The organism is Clostridium sp. CAG:43 (assembly GCF_000434655.1).
Classification (GTDB): domain Bacteria; phylum Bacillota; class Clostridia; order Lachnospirales; family Lachnospiraceae; genus Otoolea; species Otoolea fessa.
The window spans coordinates 1-1,179 of record NZ_FR895023.1 but is presented as its reverse complement, the minus strand read 5'-3'; the positions used below and the strand labels follow the sequence as shown (position 1 = coordinate 1,179).

The following is a 1,179-nucleotide window of genomic DNA, read 5'->3' as shown; positions in this document are numbered from 1 at the left end:
GTTGTATAGGGAAGCCAGAAGGTACTGCTTGATGTTCCGCACCTTGCTGGCGTTCTCCTTGAAGGAACTCAGCACATACTCGATGTGCGTGCAGTTGAGCTTGAGAAACTGGCTCTTGACTACCTCTCGGGGCTTATCGTCCCCGGCGATTCGGATGTACTGACGTTTGGAGCAGATGGTATCGAGAAGGAGCTCCATGATCTCTGCGATGGTATCCCGGTCATACGGGTTGTTCTCCAGGAGAATGTCGTACTCCAGATTATCTTCAAGAATTGCCCGATATTGTTCCCGCTCATCCATATCCCGTCCCATCTTATCCACAGGTGCCTGACCGTGACCGCCACCTTGACCGGAAGGGAAAGGATAGGTTTCAGTCTCACTCAAATCAGTATAATTTGAATCAGTATTACTTCCTCGTGATTTTCGGGATTCCGGAGTCGTGAAATTCACGTCTGCTGAATCGTGATTTTCACGAGTCTTGATTCGTGATTCCGGTGCAGGCGGGATGCTGCCGTCGGAGTTATCCACAAAGTTCTTGACGAAGATGAGATTGGGCTTACCCAGCCCCTGCCGCTTGCGCTCTATGAGCCCGGCTTTGCTGTCCAGCTCGTTCAGCAGCTTGGTGGCCTTCTGATCGGCACAGCCGATAGCCTCCATGACCTCCTCCAGCGTGAAGATGATGAACACGCGCCCCTGTTCGTCCAGCCAGCCGTTTTTACGGCTCAGGCTCATCCGATCCAGCAGAATGCCGTAGAGAATTTTTGCCTCGGCGGAGATGGACTTGAAGCGTTCATCGGTAAACAGCGCCTTGGGGATACGGTAAAAGGCAAACTGATCTGCCTGGGCACCGTAGAAATAATCCAGCGTCACTTGGCGCGCCCCCTCTCAAGCGAGCGAAGAATCTCCTTCGTACACCAGCCGATGCACGGTCCGCACCTGCCATACGGGCAGTCATCGCATTCGCTTACGGGTTTCGTTTCCGGCTTTGGCCGGTCATAATAGCAGACCTTCAGCATACAGCCGTGTCTGCCGTAGTAATAGCAGTACCGGCAGTCCTTCGGCTTGCCGTTTTCGCAGTAATCTGTCATAGCGTTCATCCTCCTGAAAATGGGTACAAAAAAAGCGCGTCTGTCCAGCCGCAAAGGCATTCTCCCCGGAGGGAGAGACAGACGCGCAAGG

The 1,179-nt window shown here is 53.4% G+C and carries 2 protein-coding genes; both read right to left on the bottom strand.

Going from position 1 to position 1,179, the window contains the following annotated elements:
* A partial coding sequence (locus QVO97_RS02070; protein ID WP_288188664.1) for a DUF6017 domain-containing protein occupies positions 1-870 on the bottom strand: 870 nt, incomplete at its 3' end.
* Positions 867-1,088 carry a hypothetical protein gene (locus tag QVO97_RS02065; RefSeq protein ID WP_022358759.1) on the bottom strand — a complete coding sequence of 74 codons (222 nt, stop codon included), beginning with the start codon at positions 1,086-1,088 and terminating at the stop codon, positions 867-869. The genes QVO97_RS02070 and QVO97_RS02065, both read right to left, overlap by 4 nt.
* Positions 1,089-1,179: the final 91 nt, after the last annotated feature.